Source organism: Hyphomicrobium sp. DY-1 (genome assembly GCF_047497105.1).
Classification (GTDB): Bacteria; Pseudomonadota; Alphaproteobacteria; order Rhizobiales; family Hyphomicrobiaceae; genus Hyphomicrobium_B.
Genome location: NZ_CP134870.1, coordinates 388,883 through 411,771 on the forward strand (window position 1 = coordinate 388,883; position 22,889 = coordinate 411,771).

16 protein-coding genes, 2 tRNA genes and 1 pseudogene are annotated in these 22,889 nt (G+C 59.4%); 7 read left to right on the forward strand and 12 right to left on the reverse strand.

The annotated features are described in order from the left end of the window. Positions 1-88: 88 nt before the first annotated feature. Positions 89-742 carry an ATP-dependent Clp protease proteolytic subunit gene (locus RLW41_RS01820; RefSeq protein WP_013948535.1) on the reverse strand — a complete coding sequence of 218 codons (654 nt, stop codon included), beginning with the start codon at positions 740-742 and terminating at the stop codon, positions 89-91. Between the two features lie 101 nt (positions 743-843). Beyond that, positions 844-2,202 carry a trigger factor gene (gene tig, locus RLW41_RS01825; RefSeq protein WP_414463234.1) on the reverse strand — a complete coding sequence of 453 codons (1,359 nt, stop codon included), beginning with the start codon at positions 2,200-2,202 and terminating at the stop codon, positions 844-846. Between the two features lie 497 nt (positions 2,203-2,699). Between tig and fdnG the strand changes: the two genes are divergently transcribed. The 5 genes from fdnG to selD all read left to right on the forward strand — a co-directional run bounded on the left by fdnG (position 2,700) and on the right by selD (position 9,495). Beyond that, positions 2,700-5,771 (forward strand): formate dehydrogenase-N subunit alpha, encoded by a 3,072-nt coding sequence (gene fdnG, locus RLW41_RS01830; protein ID WP_414463235.1) that lies wholly within the window; start codon positions 2,700-2,702, stop codon positions 5,769-5,771. An 11-nt stretch (positions 5,772-5,782) separates the two neighbouring features. After that, positions 5,783-6,730, forward strand: coding sequence for a formate dehydrogenase subunit beta (gene fdxH / locus RLW41_RS01835; protein ID WP_414463236.1), 948 nt, complete (start codon positions 5,783-5,785; stop codon positions 6,728-6,730). Then, complete coding sequence (locus tag RLW41_RS01840; RefSeq protein ID WP_414463237.1) at positions 6,727-7,398, forward strand: formate dehydrogenase subunit gamma; 672 nt, start codon at positions 6,727-6,729, stop codon at positions 7,396-7,398. The genes fdxH and RLW41_RS01840 overlap by 4 nt, the downstream gene beginning before the upstream one ends. 10 nt (positions 7,399-7,408) lie before the next feature. Beyond that, positions 7,409-8,338 carry a formate dehydrogenase accessory protein FdhE gene (gene fdhE, locus RLW41_RS01845; protein ID WP_414463238.1) on the forward strand — a complete coding sequence of 310 codons (930 nt, stop codon included), beginning with the start codon at positions 7,409-7,411 and terminating at the stop codon, positions 8,336-8,338. A 110-nt stretch (positions 8,339-8,448) separates the two neighbouring features. After that, on the forward strand, positions 8,449-9,495 hold the full coding sequence (gene selD, locus RLW41_RS01850; RefSeq protein ID WP_414463239.1) for a selenide, water dikinase SelD: 1,047 nt from the start codon (positions 8,449-8,451) through the stop codon (positions 9,493-9,495). 203 nt (positions 9,496-9,698) lie between these two features. Here selD and RLW41_RS01855 read toward each other — a convergent pair whose 3' ends face one another. Next, a complete protein-coding gene (locus tag RLW41_RS01855) occupies positions 9,699-11,771 on the reverse strand; it encodes a glycosyltransferase (protein ID WP_414463240.1) in 2,073 nt (690 codons plus the stop codon). Positions 11,772-12,152: 381 nt separating this feature from the next. Here RLW41_RS01855 and RLW41_RS01860 point away from each other — a divergent pair, with 381 nt between their 5' ends. Then, complete coding sequence (locus RLW41_RS01860; RefSeq protein ID WP_414463241.1) at positions 12,153-12,779, forward strand: sulfotransferase family 2 domain-containing protein; 627 nt, start codon at positions 12,153-12,155, stop codon at positions 12,777-12,779. A gap of 111 nt (positions 12,780-12,890) precedes the next feature. Here the strand turns inward: RLW41_RS01860 and RLW41_RS01865 are convergent. From RLW41_RS01865 to RLW41_RS01905, 9 genes and pseudogenes are all read right to left on the reverse strand, one after another. Then, positions 12,891-12,986, reverse strand: a tRNA-Sec gene (locus RLW41_RS01865). Between the two features lie 117 nt (positions 12,987-13,103). Then, a pseudogene (selB, locus tag RLW41_RS01870) lies at positions 13,104-14,936 on the reverse strand (selenocysteine-specific translation elongation factor); the annotation flags it as partial. Between the two features lie 36 nt (positions 14,937-14,972). Continuing rightward, a complete protein-coding gene (gene selA / locus RLW41_RS01875; RefSeq protein WP_414463242.1) occupies positions 14,973-16,382 on the reverse strand; it encodes an L-seryl-tRNA(Sec) selenium transferase in 1,410 nt (469 codons plus the stop codon). 114 nt (positions 16,383-16,496) lie between these two features. Continuing rightward, positions 16,497-16,826, reverse strand: a complete 330-nt coding sequence (locus tag RLW41_RS01880; protein WP_414463243.1) for a hypothetical protein — start codon at positions 16,824-16,826, stop codon at positions 16,497-16,499. Positions 16,827-16,923: 97 nt separating this feature from the next. Continuing rightward, a complete protein-coding gene (locus RLW41_RS01885; RefSeq protein WP_409560627.1) occupies positions 16,924-17,949 on the reverse strand; it encodes a lysylphosphatidylglycerol synthase domain-containing protein in 1,026 nt (341 codons plus the stop codon). Then, the gene (gene hpnI, locus RLW41_RS01890) at positions 17,949-19,142 is read right to left on the reverse strand and encodes a bacteriohopanetetrol glucosamine biosynthesis glycosyltransferase HpnI (RefSeq protein WP_414463244.1); all 1,194 of its coding nucleotides are present in this window, start codon (positions 19,140-19,142) and stop codon (positions 17,949-17,951) included. Before hpnI ends, RLW41_RS01885 begins: the two co-directional genes overlap by 1 nt. Before the next feature lie 95 nt (positions 19,143-19,237). Continuing rightward, positions 19,238-20,086, reverse strand: coding sequence for a hopanoid biosynthesis-associated protein HpnK (gene hpnK, locus RLW41_RS01895; RefSeq protein ID WP_414463245.1), 849 nt, complete (start codon positions 20,084-20,086; stop codon positions 19,238-19,240). A 13-nt stretch (positions 20,087-20,099) separates the two neighbouring features. Further along, entirely contained in the window at positions 20,100-21,401 is a 1,302-nt protein-coding gene (locus tag RLW41_RS01900; protein WP_414463246.1) for a protoporphyrinogen/coproporphyrinogen oxidase, read from the reverse strand. Positions 21,402-21,600: 199 nt separating this feature from the next. Then, positions 21,601-21,685: transfer RNA gene (locus tag RLW41_RS01905), tRNA-Leu, on the reverse strand. A 270-nt stretch (positions 21,686-21,955) separates the two neighbouring features. Between RLW41_RS01905 and sseA the strand changes: the two genes are divergently transcribed. Then, a complete protein-coding gene (gene sseA, locus RLW41_RS01910; protein WP_409560631.1) occupies positions 21,956-22,819 on the forward strand; it encodes a 3-mercaptopyruvate sulfurtransferase in 864 nt (287 codons plus the stop codon). Positions 22,820-22,889 lie beyond the last annotated feature (70 nt).

A 22,889-nucleotide genomic window follows, 5' to 3' on the forward strand; every position in this document is an offset into this window, starting at 1 on the left:
GCGTTTGTTCTCCTGAGAGGGCGAATTGCCGCCCACTCTCGTGGTGTTCCGACCGCGAACGGCCGAGTTGCGCTGGCAATTTGCCTTATCAGTCGGCGATTTTGCCAGGTTCGAAGACAGTCCCTTCGACTTCGTCGCGGTTTTCGAGGACTTTGTCGATCAGGCCGAAATCGCGGGCCTGGTCGGCCGTCATGAAGTAGTCGCGGTCCAGCGTCTTATCAACCATCTCGTAGGTCTGACCCGTGTGCTTCACATAGGTCTCGTTCAGACGCCGCTTCATTTTGATGATGTCCTCGGCGTGGCGTTCAATGTCGGACGCTTGGCCAGAGAAACCACCCGACGGCTGGTGCACCATGACGCGGGCATTCGGTAGCGCGTAGCGCATGCCCTTCGCACCGGCACAAAGCAGCAACGAACCCATCGAGGCAGCCTGGCCGATGCACAGCGTGGCGACGGCCGGCTTCACGAACTGCATCGTGTCGTAGATCGCCATACCCGCAGTGACGACACCGCCCGGCGAGTTGATGTACATCGAGATCTCTTTCTTCGGGTTCTCGGACTCGAGGAACAAAAGCTGCATGCAGATCGATGCGGCCATGTGATCTTCGACCGGTCCGGTCACGAAGATGATGCGTTCCTTCAGAAGCCGCGACGGCAGATCGTAGCCGCGCTCACCGCGCGTCGTCTGCTCGACGACCATGGGCCAGAAGGTGTTGGTCAGAGTATTGATCGGATCGCGCATCGCCTTCGTCTTTCCTCATTTCGCAGGCGGACCACCCCGGTCCCGCCTGCCTGACTCGCACGCATTGCGTATTGGATTGCAGGAGCCGCGGTTGCGGCTCTCTATTCTTCAGTCGCCTCTTGGACGGCCTTGAGAAGCTCGTCGCGAGTCACCTTCTTCTCGGTCGGCTTGGCTTCGTCGATGACGAAGTCGATGACCTTATCCTCAAAGATCGGTGCGCGTAGTTCGGCCAGCGCGCCAGGGGTCTTCTCGTAGTATTCGTACACCTGCTTCTCCTGCCCAGGATAACGGCGCGCCTGCTCAACCAGAGCCCGGCGCAATTCGTCCTGGGAGACCTGCAGATTGTTCTTCTCGCCAATCTCGCCGATCACGAGGCCAAGGCGAACCCGGCGTTCGGCGATCTTCCGATACTCGGCGCGCGCCTCGTCCTCGGTCTTGCCTTCGTCGGCGAACGTCTTGTTCGTGGCTTTGAGATTGTTCTCGAGTTGAGTCCATATATTGTCGAATTCGAAATCGACAAGAGACGCCGGAAGCTCGAACGTGTGAGCGGCGTCGAGCGCGTCGAGAAGCTCGCGCTTCAGCTTCTGCCGAGACGCCTGATCATACTCGCGCTTGATCTGCTCAGAGATGAAGCCGCGCAGCTGCTCTAGGCTTTCAGCACCGACGCCCTTGGCGAAATCTTCGTCGACAGCCGGGGTGCGGGACTTTGAAACGCCCTTCACCTTGACGTCGAACTCTGCAGTCTTGCCGGCGAGAGCCGCGACCGGATACTCGGCCGGGAACGTTGCGGTCACGACTTTCTCGTCGCCCGCTTTCATGCCCGTCACGCCTTCTTCGAAGCCCGGGATGAACTGCTTCTTGCCGATCACCAGGCTCTGGCCTTCGGCCGAGCCGCCTTCGAACGCTTCGCCATCGATCTTGCCGACGAAATCGAGCGTTACGAGATCGCCTTCCGAAGCGGCGCGACCTTCTTCGATGTCGTAGGCCGTGTTGCGCTCGGCGAGGTTCGCAAGCGCTTTGTCGAGAGCTTCGTCGTCGACGTCGGCAACGAGCTTTTCGAGCTTCAGCGTCGACAGATCAGCCAACGGAATAGGCGGCAGGACCTCGAACGACATGTTGTAGGCGAGATCGCCCTGCCCGCTCGCGATTTTCTCGAACGTCTCTTCGTTGAAGTCGACGAGCTCGACCTTCGGCTGCTGTGCCGGACGCTCATTGCGATCCTTGATGGCTTGCGCGCTCGTTTCGTTGAGCGTCTGCTCCATCACTTCCTGCATCAGCGACTTGCCGTACAGCTTCTTGATGTGCGCGACCGGAACTTTGCCGCGGCGGAAACCCTTGATCTCCACGCGGTCCTTGATCTCGTCGAGGCGGGTCGCGAAGCGCTCGCTCAGCTCCGCCTTGCCGACGACCACTTGGAGCGTCCGCTTCAAACCTTCTCGTGCCGTTTCCGTGACTTGCATTGTCCGTGTCCTGAATTCGAGATCAAAGCGCGGCACCCGACCTCGCCGACCGACTATTTAGGAAGCCGCCCGCGGGTCCACAAAGCGCCAAACGCCACCAGCTGCCGCAACACTCGTGCGGACAGAAGTGAGCCCCCAGAGATATTGCTTTGAAATTGCTACGTTTTTAAACCACCGCAAGCCACGAATCCTTGGCCATGCCCCATCGGGAATGCCAGCATCACGCGCCTGGAAGCCTATGCCGAGGCTTAAACAGCCTTTCTGGGAGATTGGCAATACGCTGTCGCATGGCCGTCAAACACAGGCTCGGCGCCGAGGTGATTGCAACGGACAGCCGTTCGAAGGGTTGTCTATCGAAAACGCACGATTATTTCCGCGGAACTATAGCTAAGTTCTTGAAAGACTGCGGCCAATTCCCCGATCCATGTTCACGAGGGCTATACGACCGCCATCGAGAACTGTTAAAAGTTGCAGGCATGGAAGATGGAGCGCCCGGCATGGATCTCACTCGTAGAGGCTTCATAAAGCTCACAGGCGCGGCGCTTGCGACTTCGAGTATGGGAGCGCTCGGGTTTGGTGGTTGCGGTGAGGCGGTCGCGGAAGACGTTCGCCCCTTCAAGCTCACCCACGCCAAGGAGACGCGGAACACCTGCACTTACTGTTCCGTCGCTTGCGGCATCCTGATTTACACGCTCGGCGACGGCGCCAAGAACGCCCGCTCCGACATCATTCACATCGAAGGCGATCCGGACCATCCGGTGAACCGCGGTACCTTGTGCCCGAAAGGCTCGGCGCTGCTTGATATCGTCCACGCGCCGACGCGCCTGCAGGTGCCGAAGTACCGCAAGCCAGGCGGAACCGAGTTCGAGGAAGTCTCCTGGGACTGGGCGCTTGACCGTATCGCGCGCCTGATGAAGGACGACCGCGACAAGAATTTCATCGCTAAGAATGCCGAGGGCACCACCGTCAACCGGTGGATCTCGACCGGCATGCTGGCGGCGTCGGCTTCATCGACCGAAACGTCGTATCTCACGTGGAAAGTCGCCCGCTCATTCGGGATGTTGGTCTTCGATAACCAAGCACGTGTCTGACACGGACCGACGGTGGCCAGTCTGGCTCCAACATTCGGTCGCGGCGCAATGACCAACACTTGGCAGGATATCAAGAATGCCGACTTGGTCATCGTTATGGGCGGAAACGCCGCCGAAGCGCATCCGTGCGGCTTCAAGTGGGTTGTCGAAGCAAAAATAGAAAATGCGGCGCGGCTCGTCGTCGTTGATCCGCGCTTTACGCGGACGGCGTCGGTCGCCGACTATTATGCGCCGATCCGTCCAGGAACCGACATCGCCTTCCTGTCGGGCGTGATCCGGTATCTGCTCGAAAAGGACAAGATCCAGCACGAGTATGTGCGCGCCTATACGAACGCCGGCCTGATCGTGAAAGAAGGCTATGCCTTCGAAGACGGTCTGTTCAGCGGGTACGACCGCGAGAAGGGCCAGTACGACACATCTAGCTGGGACTACGAACTCGACGATCAAGGCTTCGCGAAGGTCGACGATACGTGGCAGCATCCGCGTTGCGTCATGAACCTTCTGAAGACCCACGTCGCGCGCTACACGCCCGAGATGGTGTCGCGCATTTGCGGTACGCCACAGGATAAATACCTGCACATCTGCGAGATGATCGCGGAGACGGCGGCACCCGACAAAGCGATGACGAGCCTGTTCGCGCTTGGCTGGACGCAGCACTCGATCGGCTCGCAGAACATCCGCACGATGGCGATGGTGCAGCTGCTGCTCGGCAACATCGGCATCGCCGGCGGTGGCATGAATGCGCTGCGCGGCCACTCGAACATTCAGGGCCTGACCGACGTCGGTCTGTTGTCGAACCTCATGCCCGGCTACATGACGCTTGCGGCCGATCATGAGGTTACGTTCGACGACTATATGAAGACACGGCTCTATAAGCCGCTGCGACCAGGCCAGACGAGCTATTGGTCGAACTACAGGAAGTTCTTCGTCAGCTTCCAGAAATCGATGTTCGGCGATGCCGCCACCCAGGAAAATAGCTGGGCTTACGATTGGCTGCCGAAGCTCGATATTCCGCTCTACGACATCATCAAAGCGTTCGAGATGATGAACCAGGGGCAGATGAATGGATACATCTGCCAGGGCTTCAATCCGCAGCAAGCATTCCCTGATCGCGGCAAGATCCGGCGCGGCTTGTCGAAGCTCAAGTTCCTCGTCACGATGGATCCGCTCGATACAGAGACGTCGCGTTTCTGGGAGAACTTCGGGCCACAAAACCCGGCTGACTCCGCCGAGATCCAGACGGAAGTGTTCCAGCTGCCGACGACGTGCTTTGCCGAAGAAGACGGCTCGCTCGTCAACTCTGCGCGCTGGCTGCAATGGCATTGGAAAGCTGCGGAGCCGCCTGCTCAGGCGAAGCCCGACATCTGGATCATGTCCGGCATCTTCCACCGCATGCGCGAGCTTTATCGCAAGGAAGGCGGCGCGTTCCCCGATCCGATCCTTAATCTCACGTGGAATTATACCAATCCGGTCGAGCCCAACCCGGACGAGTTGGCGAAGGACATGAACGGCCGGGCGCGCATCGATCTCAAAGATGCGTCCGGCGCCGTCATCAAGAAAGCGGGCGAATTGCTCGATGGTTTCGCGCAACTGCGTGATGACGGCACGACGGAGTCGGGCTGCTGGATCTTCTCGGGCTGCTGGACCGAGAAGGGCAACCAGATGGCCCGGCGCGACGCATCCGATCCGCGCGAACAAGGCATCGCACCGAACTGGGCGTGGGCGTGGCCCATGAACCGGCGCATTCTCTACAATCGCGCCAGCGCGGACCCCGCGGGCAAGCCATGGAATCCGGCGAAACCGATCATCCAGTGGGATGGCTCGAAGTGGGTCGGCATCGACGTGCCGGACTACGGCCCAACGGTGAAGCCTTCCGACTCGGTCGGTCCCTTCATCATGAACGCGGAAGGCGTCGGGCGCCTGTTCGCGCGCCAAATGATGGTCGAAGGACCATTCCCGGAACACTACGAGCCGTTCGAGTCGCCGGCGATCAATGTGCTGCATCCAAAGGTGCAGACGAATCCGGCCGCGCGTGTGTTCCCCGACGATAGGGCCGATTTCGGAACGCCAGCCGAGTTCCCCTATGTGGCGACCACCTACCGCCTGACGGAACACTTCCACTTCTGGACGAAACACGCCCGCATCAACTCGATCCTGCAGCCGCAGGAATTCATCGAGATCGGCGAAGCTCTCGCGAACGAAAAGGGCATCGCTCAGAACGGCTGGGTGCGCGTGGCCTCCAAGCGCGGCTTCATCGTATGCAAGGCCTACGTCACGAAACGGATCAAGCCGATGATGGTCGACGGCAAGCCGACGCATGTGATCGGCGTGCCGCTGCACTGGGGCTTCACCGGCCAGGCGAGGAAAGGCTACGGCGCCAACACGCTGACGCCGTCCGTCGGTGACGCCAATACGCAGACGCCGGAGTTCAAGGCGTTCCTGGTCAATATCGAAAGTGTCAACGGACCTCTGGTCTGACGGAGAAGCCGATGTCTGATCTGCAATCGCAAGACTACATCCGCCGCTCCGCGACGACGATGACACCGCCCGATGCGCGCAGCTGGGAAGACCAGGTGTCGAAGCTCATCGACGTCACGCGTTGCATCGGCTGCAAGGCGTGCCAGGCGGCTTGCATGGAATGGAACAATCTGCGCGACGAGGTCGGCGAGTTCCACGGTACGTACGACAATCCGCTCGATCTGGATCCGCACACTTGGACCGTGATGAAATTCACGGAATATGAAAATCCCGATGGCAACCTCGAATGGCTCATCCGCAAGGATGGCTGCATGCACTGCGAGGATCCGGGCTGCCTCAAGGCCTGCCCTGCTCCCGGAGCGATCGTTCAGTACGCGAACGGCATCGTCGATTTCATCAGCGAGAATTGTATCGGTTGCGGCTATTGCGTGAAAGGCTGTCCGTTCGACATTCCGCGCATCAGCCCGGTCGATCACAAATCGTACAAGTGCACGCTCTGTTCCGATCGCGTGGCGGTGGGGCTTGAGCCTGCCTGCGTGAAGGCATGCCCGACGGGTGCCATCATGTTCGGCTCGAAGAAGGACATGACGGACTGGGCGGGAGAGCGTATCGTCGATCTCAAATCGCGCGGTTTTGAAAATGCCGGTCTCTATGATCCGCCGGGCGTCCAAGGCACGCATGTGATGTACGTGTTGCATCACGCCGACAAGCCCGGGATCTATGCCGGACTGCCGGAAAATCCAAAAATCAGCTCGACTGTCGAGTTCTGGAAGGGCCTCATCAAGCCGGTTGCGCTGGTCGGAATCGCTGCCGCAGCGGTCTCGGGTTTCCTGCACTGGGTCATCGCAGGGCCCAACGAAGTGCAGCCGGAAGACGAAGATGAAGCCAAGCACGTTCTTGAGGCCAACCGCTTCCCCGAAGTCGGTGGCCGTTCGCAGCGAACGGAGCATCCGACATGAGCCGCCCGTATGGAACGCTGACGCGCAACAGCACGATCACTCGCCTCAACCATTGGCTGACGGCCGCCTGCTTCATTCTTTTGATGCTGTCAGGCCTGTCGATGTTTGATCCGCTGCTGTACTGGCTGTCGAACCTGTTCGGCGGCGGGCAATGGACGCGCGCTGCGCATCCGTGGATCGGTTGTGTGCTGTTGATTAGCTATACCGGCCTCATCATTCAGTTCTGGCGCGACAATCTTTGGACCCGCGACGACGTCGCGTGGATGAAGGCCATCGACAAGGTTCTGGAGAACAAAGAGGAAGGCGTTCCGGAAGTTGCGCGCTTCAATGCCGGACAGAAATTCGTATTCTGGTCGATGACGCTTCTCGTTCCGGTGCTGTTCTTTACTGGCCTCGTCATCTGGGAATATTATTTCGGCAGCTATACGTCGATCCCGACGCAGCGCGCGGCTCTGCTCATTCATTCGTTGGCTGCCATTGCCGCGATTATCATCTGGATCGTTCACGTCTATGCTGCGATCTGGGTGCGCGGTTCTATGCGGGCCATGACGCAGGGCTGGGTGACGCCGGGCTGGGCGTGGCGGCACCATCGGAAATGGTTCCGGTCGCTCGCGACGACGGGTTCAACCGGACCGCGGCCAAGCGTGAACGGCCGTCTGCACAAGTAAGGAGTGTTGCGTGAGGCAAGGCGGCGCGCCACCGACCGGCAAATGGGTCGGCAGTCCGCTTGGCGGCGTCAGCACGCCCGAGCCGCTGCTTCTGCCCGATCTGACAACACGCTTCTCCGCGACGGCCGCTCGTCTTCGAGCGCTTGCAACCGGTCACCCGATGACGAAGTGGCTTGGCTTCATGGCGCTTCTTTCGGACGCGCAGGACAAAGCCGCGGCGACGTTACCGCCAATGCCCGGTATCGATCCTTCACTCATCGAGCAATCGGTCGCTGCGCGCATGCCGCCCCTCGCGGCAGATGGCCATCACCGGCATGCAGCATGGCGCGACGGACTGGCAGTGCTGTTCGAAGAACTCGACAGCAAAGATATTCCCGAATCTGCTGCGGCGGTCATCGCCAACATGCGTGGCTTGCCTGTAAATGACGTCGAAGATTTAGCGGACGGCTTTCTGCGCGGTGCTCTGAGCATGGGAGACGTCGGCGCGGCGCTTTATGTTGCAGCCGCCTTGCAGGTCTACTTCACGCGCCTTGCCGCGAGCCTCGATGCGTCAACGCTTCGCCTGCTGCCGCAGCGCGGACTTTGCCCCTGCTGTGGCTCGACGCCGGTTTCAGGATTGATCACCGCCTCGGGGCCGACGCCCGGCACGCGGTACCTCTACTGCTCACTATGCTCGACGGCGTGGAACCACGTGCGGGCGGTCTGCATCACGTGTGAAAGCTCCGGCGCCTTGCTGCTCAAAGGTATTCAAGGCGGCTCGGCGGCCGTCCAAGCGGAAACTTGCGACGACTGCCACACATACGCGAAGATGCTTTACCAAGTGAAAGATACGAAGGTCGATCCTTACGCCGACGATCTGGCTTCCCTCGGGCTCGATATCATGGTGTCAGAAGCCGGCTGGGCGCGGCATGCGCCCAATCCCCTGCTTCTCGTCGGCTGACGCGCGACAGTAGCGTCCGCCTTTTTACGCATTCCGAAAAATCGCCGTGGCGATAACTGGCGCGCCTGCCTATATCGACGGCTCAATCCGTCTCGACCATAGCAGGAAACATGTCTGGCCCTACACAACGCTTGACCGACCTCGCGCATGGCGGCGGCTGCGGTTGCAAACTCGCGCCGTCCGTCCTGCAGGACCTTCTGGCCAAACAGCCCGCAGCGGGGGCCTTCGCGCAACTGCTCGTCGGCAACGAAACCGGCGATGATGCCGCCGTCTGGCAGATCGACGACGACCAATGCATCATTGCGACGACCGATTTCTTCATGCCGATGGTCGATGATCCTCGCGACTTCGGGCGGATCGCGGCGGCCAACGCGATTTCGGACGTGTATGCGATGGGCGGCCGCCCGATCATGGCGCTGGCGATCCTCGGCATGCCGCTAGGCAAACTCTCCGTTGAGGACGTGCGCGAGATCCTGGCCGGCGGCGCGTCCGTTTGTGCGGAGGCGGGCATTCCCGTGGCAGGCGGTCATTCGATCGACGCGCCGGAGCCGATCTATGGGCTTGCCGTTATCGGGCTTGCAAAGCCGCAGAACGTCCGCCGCAATGCCGGTGCGAAGCCCGGTGACGCGTTGATCCTGACCAAAGGCATCGGCGTCGGCATTTACTCGGCCGCCTTCAAGAAGCGCGCGTTGCCGGACGATGCGTACGCAGAATTCATGGCGTCCACCACACTGCTCAATCGGATCGGTCAGACGCTTGGCGAGAACGCAGATGTGCACGCTATTACCGATGTGACCGGCTTCGGCATTCTGGGGCACGCGCTCGAGATCGCGCGTGGCAGCGATGTCAGCATCGAGATCGCATTTGATAAGTTGCCATTTCTATCACGTGCCGAAGCGCTAGCCAAAAGCGGCTTCATCACAGGCGCTTCTGGGCGCAACTGGGCGAGCTATGGCCATGAGGTCGTTTTGCCGGGTGATTACCCGCAATGGCAGCAAGCGCTGCTGACCGATCCGCAAACCTCCGGCGGTCTTCTCGTCGCCTGTGCGGCAGATCAAGCCGAGAACATTCGCAGCGAGATCGAACGCGCCGGATATCCGATGGCGCGCATCATTGGTTTGGTTGCGAGCGGCACGCCACAAGTTCGCATCCGCTGAATCCTGCCGCCGTCAGGACGGACGCTCGACAGGAAACTCAACTGATGTCGGGCAACAAGTCCTTCCAGAAAAAGAAGCGCACCTTGGTCAAATCGAAGCGGCAGCGCGGTTCGAGACGGCGAAGGAATTCAGGAAAATACGCCGACCGGACGCCCGAGAACTTCATCCGAGGTGGAACCGCAAACATCCGATTTCGGGCCAGCTCATTCCGGCGAACTTTGACTCTCTTTTAACGATCTGGCGTTTCGCCGGAGCCTCCGCCTATTTTCCCGATAGGAGTTGTAAATCGGAATTGTTTGCAGCCACGATTTAAAATGGCCCACTTGTTTAATCGTCTTGGCGTTATCGTTTTTTATCGTTTCGGGACTGTCGTCTTTTATCGCATTAGAACTGTCGTTCTCTTGAGGGCGCTCCTGAAGATGGCGCGAGGACAGCGCGTTAACGAGCTCCGCTGACGACCTCTGAGCGTGAAACAACTCAGAAAAAGTCGCCGTCCCGGGATAGGTCAATTCCTGCAGGCGAAGTCTTATTCTTTCGTCGCATGCGATCCACGCGCTAGTTTTATCCAAAAATACGCTGTTATCTTCACTGATCGTCCGCCAATTCCATACCGCTGTCGCTCTATTGCACAATGCAAATCGCGTCTTCGAGGCTATCAAATTGTAAAGATAAACGTCCTCGGCGAATTCAAGTCGTGGATCTTGAAGAAGGGTCCAATCAAGAACTTCCTTCCTAGCTATCCAAGCATTTGAATGAATATAATTGTCGCCCGTTATCAATCGAGTGAGATTGAATTCATCAAGAAACTTGAGTTCACGTGTTTCCTCGATCTGTTTCCCGCCCGGCCCTCTGAAATTGCGAGCCTCCACGAAGCAGCCTTCGTCCTCTTCGGTTCGGATTACACCACCATAGATAAAGCCCGCTTCAGGATGCCTGATGGCCGCAAATAGCAGATGCGAGAAGTGAGCGGGTTCAATCTGATCCGCATCGTCCAGGACGGCGAAGAAAGGAGCGGTTACTGCTTGGAGCCCCCTCCACAACGCGGCACTACGAAGACCGTCTTCTTCACATTCGAGGTAGCAAATTTTCAAGTTACGGAACGAGCGATGCTCAATAGCTCGTATGTCGTCTCTCTTTTTGCAATCAACCAACAGAATACGAAATGTTCCGACGAGTTGCCTCTCGACGCTCTGAACCGCGCGCTCCACATATGAAAGAGGGCGTCCTCCCACGCGAATAATAATATCTATGAGCGGCTCGGATATCGGGCTCGATGCCGATGACCCTGTCTCTTGAACCGAATAAAAACGCTTCACTTCCTCCATGTTGCGGCGCTGTATAGATGCGACTTCGGTGGCAAAATCAACGGTTTTGGAAATCAGATCTTCGAGATTGTATTCTTGGTTCAGGGCGGTATGGGCTCGTCTTGCCAACTCGTCGGCTTGACCTGGATTCTGATTGATCCATTCCAGATGCTTCCTGATATCGCCAACAACCCTGTCTGCGGGCTGTCGGAGATCGACGTAAAGGGCGGCATCCCCTAGCATCCGTTTAGCAAACGGAATTTCATCGGCGATGATCACGCAACCTGCCCCGGCTGCCTCGAACAGGCGCATAGACGGAGTATCGGCTTCTCTGTGTTCTGTCTTATGAAGGCATAACGCGATGCCGTGAGACGAGAGGATGTCATGAACGGCCGTTCCGCTAAAAGGAACAGGACCGCGATAGCCTGATTGAAGATGGGTCCAGTTCGACTCCGGTCCATAGACGGCGAGAGACCCGTCATCGGCAAGATCTGTCAGTATGTCCGCGTGTCGGGCGCCGTCCCAATGTACGCCGATGTACGCAAGCGATCGAACCGTGCTGGGGATGGACGGGATCAACTTTTGACGAGGGGACACCGGCAGGAACCAAAAATCAGATTTCGGCTTCTGTACCCGAGAAGAGAATTCCAAATCGTCAAGGTATTGTTTGACGGCAGGAGAGCCTACCAGATACGCGTCATAGCTTCTTATTGAACGAACACGGTAGGCATCGTGCCGGTAGAACTCCGGAGGGCTCCACATAACTCCAAACGTAGGATAGCCGGTCAATTTTGGAGTGAATTCGTGAAGGCAAAGCACCACGTCGGGCTGGCACGTCAGGATATCATTCGACGTGACAACCTCTATTGCCTCGTGGCCAACATTCTTCGCCGCAACCGCAAATCGTCGAATGAACTCTCGCTCAGCCGTGCAAGGAAGATTGGGCCAACTATCGGTAATTGCTATGCGCATGATGCGCGAGAAAAGTTCAATGTTGAACGATGACGAGCGTCTCTTCTCTCCATGAACGATATCCCTCTTTCAGGAACAAGCGCGCTGAAAAGGCTCCGGCTTGACGGCAATTCCGGCGATGGACGCCGATGGCATAGTCAGACTAATTCTCCCGACCATCCTTCAATGTGGACCGACACGACACTTGCCCGCGCAATATTGCGAACAAGCGTTCCGCCGGATGGATCAACACTTACACTACACAACGGCGAGCGAGAATGAGCAAAGGTTATCGGAGACCCAGACGTCCGATCAACCCGTTGTCCACTGGTTTCCGCAGCCCCGCTGAAGACTTAGAACAATGGGCCTGTTTAAAGTGCGTAGATCATAAGTACGGATGACATGATGATCTCACACGAATATCGATGTATTTTTGTACACATTCCTCGCTGCGCAGGGACAAGCATTGAGACGTGGCTGTGCAATCAGGATTGGTGGGAATTCGAGCCTCACACCAAGCATCTTTTAGCCAGCCAAGCCAAAGAGCTTTATGCCAACTGGTGGGATGACTATTTCAAATTCGCCGTGGTTCGGAACCCGATTGATCGGACGCGATCATGCCTGCACTATTCGGATTATTTTGGCTTGCGGCAAACGCCAAGCGGTATTTCTTTCGAGGAATACCATTCACATTTTGGTCGCGACATAGTTCTGGAGCACGATTATCGCTTTTCGAATCGCAGCGAGCTATTAAATGACCGACATCAACCCAACGCGGTTTACTGCAATATCCTCAACGAGCCATTAGATTTTATAGCGCGATACGAGCAACTCGACGAAGATATGAAGTTCATCGAGGCGAAGCTAGGGGTTTCACGGCCATTTAATCACTGGGTAGAAAAATCCAGAGACAATCACAAATTAAACGAACGTGATATCGAGGCGATTACGAAAATGTATCGTCTTGACTTCGAGAGATTTGGTTATGCAATTGACGGAGCAGAATATCGGCTAGCTATCACTGGGTAAAAGCTAGCAGCATCCCGCCGATATCCATCCGCCCTTATTCGTTACAATATGCGTTATTGCCCGCATCGGCCGCATTGATCACGATGTGCTAGGTTTGCGGGTTCTGGCGCCTGGCGGAGGAGAATGGGAGTCGAACCCACCAAGGGCAGGCTCGCTGCCCCACTCGGATTTGAAGTCCGAACGCCCCACCGGGGACGATTCTCCTCCATCGGCCATTGTGGACGCATGCACGATGCTTCCGAACAAGTCCAGCCGGTGTTGGTTCATGCGGCGCAGATCACCCTTGCGGAGCGTCACGCCGTTGCGGTCAAAAAATTCGAGAATTTGGATCGCAACCTTACGGCCGTTGTCGAGACGATCACGGAATTCGGCGGCGTTGAACCAGCCGGTCTCGGCTTTCGCCTGCACGTCGGCAGCGATCGCGACCATCTCGCGGACCGTCGGCCGCAGGAAAAAATGATCGTGGGCGATTTCATCGACCCGGCCGAGGCGGCTTGCGAGCTTCATCAACCTGCGGACGTCGCGCTCGGAGCTTTTAGTTGAATTGGCGATGTCGCGGACGCGAGGCGGCCGGAAACGTTCGTTACCGCCAAGCTGACGCGCAATGACTTTCCAAGTGTCCTCATCGCTCGGCGCCAAGCGCACTTGATGCGCGGCGAGACGAACGAACGCTCCATCGAGCGCGATCTCGCCTTTGTCGGCGATTTTATAGAGCGCTGCAGCGAACACGGGCTTACTCAGACGCGGCTCAAGCAACAGCCGCAGTTGCTCTCGGCCGACGCCCTGGAGGTCAGGGTTGTTGGCGTGAAACAGCGTGATGTGTTCGATCAGAGTCGCGATGAACGATCGCCAGCGCTCCGGCAATATTGATGCGCGCGCTCCCTCCGCATCGATGACGACGAGATCGAGTTCGGAAGCAATGCGATCAGCCTGTGCCAATGCAAGCGCACGATCTCGCGCGAAGGTCGCGAGGTCCGCGGTGAATGGCGGCGCATCGAGCAGCGCGGCGAACGCTGCCTTGGGGTCATCGATGGCGAGCGCGGCACGCTGCGCCCGTCGCTCCGGCGTTCGCCGTTTGCGCGCGGGCGCCCTTAGATCGATAAATTTTCCGCCCCCGATCGTGCGCTGCGCCGACACGTCGCGAATGACAAAGCGGTCGGGCACGGCAGCTGCTATCTGCGCATCAAGCACGAGTTGCACGTCGGCCGTCGCACCGGGTTGCAAGGCCTTGTCATCGAGAAGAACAATGCGTGCGCCGACCTCAGCCGACGCGTGATGCAATCGTACCGGAAACCACTGGCTGATTGCTTTCTCCTCCGATGGAAGGACGTGCAGAACAGCGTCGATGCGATCGGTCGGGGCATGGAGTGCTGGACTGAGAACGATATCGCCGCGGCTGATCGCATCCTTGGCAACATCAGGCCCTGCGAGATTGAGCGCACAGCGATCGCCGGCCCAACCGATTTCCGCGGGCGTGTTCTGGGCGTGGATGGAACGCACGCGGGCCATTAGGCCCGATGGGCTGATCTGAACTTGTGCGCCAATACCGACGAAGCCCGAAAGCACGGTGCCCGTGACGACGACGCCGATGCCGGACAGTGTAAAGACGCGATCGACCGCAAGGCGGAATGCCCCTTCGGATGAGCGCGCCGGCGTCTCCGTCGCCGCGGCGATCAGCTGGCTGCGCAATGCATCGATGCCTCGCCCGGTCACGGCGGATACAGTCAAAATTTCTGCACCTTCGAGCACCGTTCCGGCGACGGCGGTTTTGATTTCTGCGGTGACGTCCGCCAAGCGCTCTGGGCTCGCCAAATCGGCTTTGGTAATGACGATCAGCCCCTTCCCGATCCCGAGGAGATCGAGAATGGCCAAGTGCTCGAGCGTTTGCGGTTTGACGCCGTCGTCGGCCGCGACGACGAGAAGTGCCAGGTCGATGCCGCTCGCACCGGCGAACATCGTATGGACGAAGCGTTCGTGGCCCGGCACGTCGATGAAACCGATGATACGACCATCCGCGACCGGCATATAGGCAAAGCCGAGGTCAATGGTGATGCCGCGCGCCTTTTCCTCCTTCAGGCGATCGCCATCGACGCCGGTCAGTGCTTTGACGAGCGCTGTCTTGCCGTGGTCGATATGTCCGGCAGTGCCGATGATCATTGTGCTATCTGTCGGCTGCGATTTGCCCTGCCCTCATCAGGCTGGGCGTTGCGGATTGAGGTGTCCAAGCACAGATAGAAACGCGGCTTCGTCGGTCAAGCACCTGAGATCGAGAATGAGCGCGCCATCTTCGATGCGGCCGATCACGGGCCGCGACAGAGCGCGCAGCGCCGACGCGAGACGCTCAAGAGCCGCGCCGCCGCTTTTCGGGCGAATGTCGAGCCCGGCGCTTGCGATGGTATCGAGCGGCAATGCGCCTGATCCGATCTGGCTCTTGCATTCGCAAAGTTCGACCGCGAAGTCCGGTCCGACTGCAGATTGAATTTCGGGCAGCAGCCGACGCACCTGGGCTTCGATATCGGCGCGTGGCCGTGCCAGCAGGCGCAACGTCGGCAGACGCTCGAACAGGCGGTCGGGATCGCGATAGAGCTTCAGCGTAGCCTCGATTGCCGCAAGGCGGATCTTATCGACACGAAGCGCGCGCTTCATCGGATTGCGATTGATCGCCTGAATCAGGTCGCGTTTGCCGACGATGAAGCCTGCCTGCGGTCCGCCGAGCAGCTTGTCGCCGGAGAACGTAACGATACCCGCGCCTTCGGCGACGGCTTCGCGCACCGTTGGTTCGCTCTGCATGCCGAATATCGAAAGGTCGATCAGTGAACCCGAACCGAGATCGTTCATCAGCGGAACGTGGGCTGCCGCGGCAATTTCCGCGAGTTCGGGAGCGGCAACCTCTTTGGTGAAGCCCAAGATGCGATAGTTCGACGTGTGCACCTTCAGAATGACGCCGGTCGCGTCCGTGAGGGCGGCGCGATAATCTTTCGCGTGCGTGCGGTTCGTTGTTCCGACCTCGACCAGTTTCGCGCCCGCGCGAGACATGATATCCGGCATGCGAAAGGCGCCGCCGATCTCGATCAACTCGCCACGCGAAACGATGGCTTCGCGACCACCGGCAAGCGTGTTGAGCGCGAGCAGCACGGCGGCGGCGTTGTTATTGACGACGGTCGCGTCCTCCGCGCCGGCCAGTTCGCAAAGCAGTTCCCTGATATGGTCGTCGCGTTCTCCGCGCTTACCGGTCGCAAGGTCAAATTCCAGCGCCACGGGATCGCGCATCGCTTCGACGGCGGCTTCGATGGCGGCCTCGGCGATGAGCGCACGGCCCAGATTGGTGTGCAGCACGGTGCCCGTTAGATTGAACAGCGGACGCATTGTCGAGCGATCGCTTTCGGCGAGTCGGGCAAACGCAATGGCGACCAGGCTCTCGATCGTCGGTAGCGTCGTGCTCCCGGATTTGAGCGTGGCGCGCGTTTCTGCGAGGACATCGCGGATGGCGTCCGTTGCGGCGGTGCGGCCAAAGCGTCCCAGAAGATCGGCAGCAACTCCGCTTTTCAGAACGGAATCGACCGAGGGAAGATCGCGAAGGAGAGCGGCTTTTGAAAGTTCCAAACAGTCCTCTGGCGGCTGACGACATCACGCGCCATGCTAGCGAGTTTCGCGCGGGCGGAAAGATGCCCTGCCGCTAAAAAGCATGCACGATCTTAACGATCTGCTGCCAGGCGCTTAAAAGTGCAGCCACAGCCCGCCGGTGCCGGCGTCGATCTGGAAGATGGAATAGATCTCTTCGCAAGCCGGATGCACGCGATAGTCCGCCTTGACGAACCTGCAGATCTCTTCGGCATCCGCCGGATGCGCCAGCAATGCCTCGGCCGTCGTGCGGATGCCCCGTTCGCGCGCTACGCGGGCGATTTGATCGGCACGACAGTATGGCGTCGAAACCCAGCCACCTCTGACATACTGGAAATTGCCATCGCAACGCGGCGCGCGTCTGGCTTCGGCTGCTGGGACTGCAACTGTCAGGGCAAGCAGGCCCGCGAGGGCGAGGCGTTTCATGGCACAGATCCGGCTGGCGATTTTCCGCTGAGGTACCTCGATACGGCGTTCGTATGAAGGTTTGATGTTGCCGCGCCGCCGCCGAAAGCCCTCGCCTTCACTTTCGGGACTCGGCAAGGCGGCCCTGCCAGAAGCGCTTGCCTTCCGAGATATGCCAGGCAATGAGACCCGGCACTCCGGCGATGATCTCTTTGGCACGCTTCAGAAGGGAAAGTGCGAGCGCGACGTCGGGGCCGAGACCGAACAGCGCGCCGATCACGATATAGCCACCCTCCTGCACGCCCGCCGCCCAAGGGACAACGAACGCCACGCTTCTAAGCGCGAAGACGAGGCTTTCAAGTGCGAGAACATCGCCGACGGAAAGCTGATGGCCCATGAAATAGAGGGCAAGCCACGTTTCCGCAGCGCCCGACAGCCAGCCGAGCAAGTGGATGCCGACCGATGCCGCGACCGCGCTCCGCTCACGGTAGATGGACTGGATCGCGCTGTGAATGCTGCCCGTGTCCGACATGCCTTCCCAGCCGCGCGTGAAGCCGAGCTTCGCGGGAAGCTGTTCGAGAAAAAGGATCAGGCCGTTCCGCTGCGCGATCAAAAAGCCGACGACGGCGATCGTCGCGACGCAAAGGCCGGCCGCGGCCCACCACGCGGCTGGCTCGTCCGGGTGATAGGCGAACAGGAATGCAAGGCCCATGAACGTGTAGATGAGCTGGCCCAGCATCTCGGTCGTCATATCGACGATGGTGGTCGCTGCGGCGACGTTCACGCGCAACCCGTGCTTGGTCAACTCGCGTGCGCCCGCGGCCTCACCTGCGCCGGGAATGACGGCGAGCAGGTTGCCGACGCTGTCGCGGATCCAGCGCGCCCATAGAAACATCAGACCGCGGCTCTGCGGGTATTTTTCGACGAGGAGGACGCGCCAGCTCCAGGCGCAGAACCACAGCGAAAAGAGATAGGCGCACATGACGGCGAGCATGCCGCTCCAGCCTGCGGTCGACAGCGCATCCCAGATCTCGCCAATTCCGAAGTAGACGACCAGGCCGACGGCGAGGAGCACGCCGCAGGTCGCAGCGGCGAACAAGGCCGTCCGCGAGCCCATCTGTGTCGACACCTCCTCGGCGCTCATCACTTCTCTCCAACCGTGGCGGCGATGGCGCCAATGTTGCGTCCATCGGCGATGAGCTTGCGGAAGGCTTCATAGGTGAAGATGTTTTTGCCCCACTTCACCTTGTTGCCGAATAGGCCGAAGGCCCAGGCGAAAAAGCAAACGCATTCGCGGATCGGCACGAGCCAGGGCTGTGCGGGCATGTTCATCTTGAAGCTGCGCCGCACCTGATAGTGGAGTGCGATGCGCAGCACGATTTCGGCTGCGATAATCGACAGTCCGATGACCGTGGGCCACGGCAGCAGAAGCAGAAGAAGCAGCGGCAACGGCCACGTGATCACCGACATGAAGTGATCGCTCGGGCGGCAGAAGCGCTCCATGCGCTGCCACAGGATTTCGTGGCGGAAGAGTTCTGAAAAGCTCTTCTCCGCCACGATCGTATCGCAACAGTAGGGTGACAACTCGACCTTGTAGCCGCGCTGCGCGACGAGATTTCCGAGCGCGAAGTCATCGGGGAAAAAGTTCGACAGATGGTTGAAGCCGCCGAAGGAGTCGAGCGCCTCGCGACGCACGCTCGCCATCGCGAAAACGAAGTCGATGCCGCGCAGGCCGACATCAACGAGGACAGACGGCGCGAACCAATCGCTGATGTTCATGGTGCCGAAATCGGCGGCCGCTGCGCCGCCGTAGGGCAACCCTTTGTAAATCGAGGCGACGGCGCCAACCTTCGGATCGATGAAGGGAGCAGCGAGCGACGCGATGCAATTGCTGTCGACCTTCAGATCGGCGTCCGCGACGAGCAGGATGTCGTAGCGGGCGGCGCGATAGATGTTTGCAAGGTTCGAGGCACGGGGATTTGGTCCGGCCAGGTTTGCATCAACGACGAGGCGCAGATCGCGATCCGGAAATTCCGCCATCAGCCGCTTCACCACGGCTACGGCCGGGTCGGTTTCCGAATGGGCACCAAAGATGACCTCGTATTGCGGCCAGTCCTGATCGCAGAAGGTCCGCAGGCATTCGTAAAGAAATGGCTGGCCGCCGTGGACCGGCTTCAGCACCGATACCGGCGGACGAAAGCCTTCGGCGGCAGGAACCGGGCGTTCGCGGAATCGCCACGTGAAGTAGAGCGCCAAAACCAAGTATGCGAGCGCAGCAAGACCCAAAACGATGCCGGCAATAACGAAGGGATTGAGAAGCACGATCGGCATGTGCATTCGGCTGGCGTCTCCAAGACATAGGTGGCGGCGACTACGACCTAGCCGTAATCACGCAACACGGGCGTAGCATAAATGCGGCGGCTTTCGACCCCTCAGGACGCAAATGCCGCTTTGAAGGTGAGAGGGTGCAACCCAAGTGCCGCAACTTTTGCGCGGACGGCCGGACTTATCAGCCCACGGTATTCCTCAAAAGAAGGATAAGACTGCGGTCGGCCGTCTCCGCCCATGGCTGGATGGGCGTAAAGCTCGGTTACGCCCTCGGGCAAATGATCGAGATAGGCCAGAATGCGATCCTCGGTCATCCCGCCGGTGTCGGTGACGCCGAAGACGTGATCGTTCAGCTTCAGGTTGACGGATTCGAGCTTCTTGCGCATCCGGTGCGTCAATCCGGCGTAGAAGGCCCAATTGAAGAACCGCCGGATCGGCTTATCGCCACCGGCCTGCAGCGACGGGCCGAACGGCTCGACCGGAAAACGCACCGGCGGCGAGCCGAATTTCGGCGCCAGCTTGGCGATGGCGTCCGTCACCACCGGATGCATGTGGAAATGATGGTGACCATTGACGTGGTCCATCACGAGCCCGGTCTTTTCGAAGCGCTCGAACTGGGCCGTAATCTCGGCTTCGGCCTGGCGGCGCATCTCGGGCGAAAAGAACAATTTGAAGCCAAAAACCTCGGGGTTGTTGGAGAAATTCCCGTCTGGCCCGACGAGATCGGGCACCTGCTCCGGCGGCAAGACGGGACGGCTATCGACCAAATGGATGTGTAGCCCCACACCGAGTTCGGGAAGCTGACGGGCCCTGTCGACGGCGTCGGCGAAGGCTTCGCCGCCGGTCATCAGGCTCGTCGCCGACAGAATACCGTTCTTGTGCGAGGCTTCGATGGCCTCGTTGACCGGCACGGTCATCCCGAAATCGTCGGCGGTTACGATCAGAGATTTCAAACGCTGATCTCCCTCAGAGCTGGGCCTCGACCGTCGTCAGCGCCGAGCTGATCGAATCCTCCATGCCCACATAATCCCACAGCCCATAACGGCCGATGGGGTGAATTCCGAATGTATTCAACCGCGCAAGAATTTCGTCCACAAGCTGATCGCGCTCGGGCGTGTGGTGAACGTAAGCGCAGCGAATCACGTGGGTGACGGCACAGATGATGTCTTCGCTTTTGACCCAGCCGAGTTTTTCCAGCGCCGCGATGACGTCTTTCTGCGTCTTGCTGACGATATCGATCTTGTCGATTTCTTCGCCCGGTACGCCGACCTCGACGTAGACCGCATTCAGCCCATGCGAGGCCATCGCCGACGAGATGTTGGAATAGCAGCCGAAACGATAGAACGGGATGTCGCGGTCGGGAACGTAAACCCAGTGCGCATCTTTCAAGACGCTTGGCAGCTTACCGCGCACGCCGAAATTGAAGCTTATCGTCGAGCTATGGCTGAGCTTGGCGGCGGCGCCAGCGAGCTGCGCGTCTCCTGTCAACTCGCAGAGCATTTTAAGCGGAATGCTGGGGAACATCTTTTCCCATTCGACGGACAGGCCCGCGCTCGTGGTCGCGACACGACGATTAAGATCGATCCGCGAGATTTCCTGCGTCGTCGCAACGCTGGTGAGGCCATGGGCGAGGCCGCGCGTCAGCACGTCGATGCCGCCGCGTTTTGGATACCAGAAGGTGGTGTTGTATTCGGCGAAACGCTCGCCCGTATTGGCGAAACCGGCGCGAATGCGGGCTTCGTCGGGCGGCGGAAAGAAGCGTTTGACGGCGCCGATCGACAGGCGGCTCAGCGGCGTCGCCATCGTCTTTTCGTTCTGCGGGATGAGGAAGCGATCCGCGACGACCTGCCCAAAGCCCGAGACGATGAAATCGCGAAAGCCGGTGCCGTCGCCCGAGGCTTTCGGCCGCTCGTCATATGATTTCTCGCAGTCCTGGCGAAGCCCGTCCGGCAGCTCGCCCAGGTGGTACTGGATGGGCGCTTCGATCAGGCGCTCTCCGGCGTAGAAGTAGGACTTCCGGTCGACAGTCGCCCAATCGTCATCATTCAGATGCGCATAGGGAACCTGCGCGGGCGATGGGTAGCGCCTCAGATGCAGAAAGTGGCCGGTGTAGTCGAAGCAGAAATCTTCGACCTGCGTCGTCCGCGTCAGGCCGCCGACTGCAGGGCAGCGTTCGAGCAGGACATAATCGCGGCCGTTCGCCTGCAAGCACTGAGCGGCCGCCAGTCCCGATATGCCGCCCCCGGCGACGAGCCATTTTCGAGACATTCCCCGTCCAATTCTGAGCTAGTTAAGCCGTTGCCAGCGCGCTGAGAATGACGCGTAAACTCAGGAAAACCTTCGGGTTTGCGCGTTGTAGCTGCCGACCGGGCTTCCTTTAGAGGCGCCTCGCCAAATCCGCAAGCGCTCGCGCCTGCGGCCGAGCGTGCCCGGGATAAGTTTTATGCCGCGATGATCTTCGCAAAAGTGGTGCGGGCGGAGGGATTTGAACCCCCACGACTTTCGCCGCTGGAACCTAAATCCAGTGCGTCTACCAGTTCCGCCACGCCCGCATCGGTTGAACGAACCGCCTTTTATCGCGATATCGCACTTTTGCATCCCGGCAGGTGTGCGGTGCACCCACAAACTGCCGCGGAGCGGGTGTCATACTGAAAAGTTCTGCCGAAAACAACGCGTAAACGGCTGTACGGCATAGCGGCTGTAAGGCTCGGCCAATTGGCCACCCCGTCTGATTTTGTGGCGACCAACTTGCGAGGCCAGCAAGTTTTGCCTATGTGCAGTCAGCCCCAAAATAAAGCCATGTCGAACCTGTAGGACATTCCTTGCCTGATACCGCCAAGAATTGGATCGTCGAGACGGATTGGCTCGCCGATCACCTCTCATCGCCGGATTTGATCATTCTGGACGGCAGCTGGCATCTGCCGACCGAAAAACGGGATGCCAAGAAGGAATATCTCGCCGAGCATATTCCCGGCGCGCTGTTTTTCGATATCGACGATCTCTCGGACGAGAAGTCGTCGCTGCCGCACATGCTGCCCTCGACCGTGAAATTTGCGTCGCGGATGAAGAAAATGGGTATCGGAGACGGTGCCCGCATCGTCGTCTACGATACGACCGGCATCTTTTCGGCTGCGCGCGTGTGGTGGACGTTCCGCGCCATGGGACACCGCGACGTCGCCGTGCTCAACGGCGGGTTGCGCAAGTGGAAGGCAGAGGGACGTCCGCTGGAAGATGGGCCGCCACCGAAGCGCTCAGAACGGCATTATTCGCCGCTGCAGAATACCGAGATCCTGCGCGACCTCGAAGACATGAAGGCGCTGCTCAAAAAGAACGGCGTCCAAATCGTCGATGCGCGCCCGGCAGGACGCTTCGAAGGCAAGGACGCGGAGCCGAGACCAGGTCTCCGGAAGGGCCACATACCGGGCTCGAAGAATATTCCATCACAGCAGCTCTTGAATCCGGACGGAACCTATAAGTCACCAGCCGAGATCAACAAATTGTTCTCGGGCGTCGGCATCGACGTGTCGAAGCCGGTCGTAACGACGTGCGGTTCCGGCGTCACGGCTTCGATGCTGGCCCTGGCACTTGCCGTGGTCGGCCAGACCAACGCGGCCGTCTACGACGGCAGCTGGGCCGAATGGGGCCAAGAGAACGGTCTGCCTATCGAGACAGGTCCGGCGAAGTAACGAGCGCTGCGTGACTTCCAGTTGAGAACAGGCGCGCGAGACGATCGCGCGCCTTTTTTTCATCGCTGCT